This window comes from Hydrocoleum sp. CS-953 (assembly GCF_002260545.1).
GTDB lineage: Bacteria > Cyanobacteriota > Cyanobacteriia > Cyanobacteriales > Microcoleaceae > Trichodesmium.
Genome location: NZ_LGSU01000158.1, coordinates 1 through 2,304 on the forward strand (window position 1 = coordinate 1; position 2,304 = coordinate 2,304).

The following is a 2,304-nucleotide window of genomic DNA, read 5'->3' on the forward strand; positions in this document are numbered from 1 at the left end:
ATTATATGTCTAGAATAATTAGAGACGTTCCACGGGAACGCCTCTAGAAATTTTTGATTAGTATTAATTAACCAACTGTATAAGCGGTACTAAGTCCCCACAAAAGGAGAAAGACTATACCACCTAAAATAATAATCGCAGAAATAGCGATCGCGCTGGGAGTATCTGCTCCCTTAAATTTCATTATTCCACGGTCGAGGTCTGACATGGTTTTTTTCTCCTAAGCTCTATAATTTTGATTTTAGCTAAGAACTATTAGAAATATGTCTATGCTGCTACTATATTTTGTCTTATTTTTGTTTCTGATTCGTCTCGAATTTTAAAATAATAATAAAGATTTGCAATGGTCATATTTGAGGCGGTTTGTAAATTGGATAATCCCAGGGTTTTGTAATTTGCCTTAACTGACTCTTGACTGATATAAGACTCATATTGTTTCCTCTTTTCTGGTTTCATTAAAAATGATATTTGGTCTTGCAAAGATAGGAGATAAGATTTTTGTTTTAAGTCTTCATAGAATTGTTGTTCTGGTGTTTCTGTGAGGGAGGAGTTTGTATCGGTAGTTTCGATAATTTCTGACTCTGGAAAATCTGCACTTTCTAATAGTTGTAGTTCGGATGGAGGTAGAGAGATTGACCAATCAATTTGATTTTGCCACAGGTTTAATGCTGCTAAGTCGTGATAATAAATTCTCGTAATTTCTGGAAAGATAAAATCTAGTTCAGCTTCTGTTTTTATTCGGTTAATAACTGTTAGAGAATCTTGGCAAATTTTATGTTGTAAATGGGAGAGAGTCTTACTCGCTGCTTTAGGTTCATTTTGCAGTTGATAAGTTAATATAATTGCCTGTTCTATTGCCCAACTACATTCGACTCGGCGCAGGTATCCGGGGGCGGAAGTTTCTGAGAATAAATGGGGATTATTGTAAATAGCTACAGCTTCGGATAAAGTTTGTCGAGCGTTGGCTAATTCTGTATTTCTAGAATTTTTATCTGCTATTGAAAGAGAAGTTTGCATTAGTTTTGTTGCTTCTAAAAATTTGCCATAAGCTTTAATAAATTCCAGACGATGTTGTTCAAATTTAATATCTTCTGCTACTTCATCTAAGCGTTGAATAATTTCTAAGCCTTGACTTCTCAGAGCATTTTTTAAGTCAATAAAACCATCTTTAACTTCCAGCCTTAATTGTTTGACATCTTCCCTAAGTTTCAAAGTTTGATGTAAATTTACTGCCGATAATACTACTGACGTAACTGTTCCAACTCCTATTAAAGCGGTTGTTGCTTGTAATACTCCAAGACTTGATTGAATAACATTCAAATTACCTAAAACAGCTTGAAAACCTCGGTGAGTTTGAATCATTTGTCCAATACCAATACCACCTCCTAAAATGGGGTTAGCACCAAGCAAACTAAACAATGGATTGTTATTAGTTACAGCACCCACAGCATGACCGACAAATCTACCTGTTGCCGTATCTCTAGCAATACCTAATAATTGACCTGTAGCTGCATTACGAACAACTTCATAAGCACCTGAAGCTATACCTGCTTGAATTGCTGGAGGAAAGACAAAATTTAACATTTTTACCTCGTAAATAATCTAATAAATTAATGGATTGAATGAATTGATTGAGATTAAATTAAACTTCTCTCATCATTCGATTTATGGCAATAATTACTTGCATTAATATCTCTTCTGAGATTTGAAAAAAAACTCTGCTTGCCGTGTTTTATAGTCTAAAGATTTGACTTGATATGCTAGTACAACTCCTGAAATTTATAATCCTTCTGGAATTGGTATTTCCAACATAAATCCTTTGAATTTTGTAGTAATTTGGCAGACTAAAGCTAATCCTACAAGACGGTTATATCTACTTTATGAAACTACTAAAGCAGGACGACGACCAGCTTGTTCTTTTCCAGATTGAGGATTAAAGTTTATCCAGACAATATCTCATTTCTGGGGAATATATAAAGAAGAGTTTAATCCCCCCAAACCCCCCTTAGAAAGCTATGCTTTATCAACATCTTTCTTAACATAAAACTTAGACATTACAGACAAGTTATGAATAAGTCTGGGAGAGGCTTTTTCGGGAGAAATAATAATTGAAAAATACACTATGAGAGACTGTTTGTAAAATAAGTATTAAGCAAAAAGTTTCAGAATTCAAGCTTTAAGATTGAATAAGGCAAGGGATTGAAATAACTCTACAGAGGGAGTAGGTGACTATTCATACTCAATCAGTTAGTTGTGAATTTCTTGATAACAAATAATTGTTTTTTTGCCTATTCCCTATTCCCT

Annotated in this window: 3 protein-coding genes; all 3 read right to left on the reverse strand. The window is 34.0% G+C overall.

All coding sequences use genetic code 11. From position 1 onward, the window contains the following. Positions 1-67 precede the first annotated feature (67 nt). The 3 genes from AFK68_RS36120 to AFK68_RS44005 all read right to left on the reverse strand — a co-directional run bounded on the left by AFK68_RS36120 (position 68) and on the right by AFK68_RS44005 (position 1,953). A complete protein-coding gene (locus AFK68_RS36120; protein ID WP_168186274.1) occupies positions 68-208 on the reverse strand; it encodes a hypothetical protein in 141 nt (46 codons plus the stop codon). A gap of 59 nt (positions 209-267) precedes the next feature. Then, positions 268-1,584: a hypothetical protein gene (locus tag AFK68_RS01220; RefSeq protein ID WP_094670992.1), complete on the reverse strand. Its 1,317-nt coding sequence runs from the start codon at positions 1,582-1,584 to the stop codon at positions 268-270. A gap of 294 nt (positions 1,585-1,878) precedes the next feature. Next, positions 1,879-1,953 carry a type II toxin-antitoxin system PemK/MazF family toxin gene (locus tag AFK68_RS44005; RefSeq protein ID WP_371357185.1) on the reverse strand — a complete coding sequence of 25 codons (75 nt, stop codon included), beginning with the start codon at positions 1,951-1,953 and terminating at the stop codon, positions 1,879-1,881. Between the last annotated feature and the right edge of the window lie 351 nt (positions 1,954-2,304).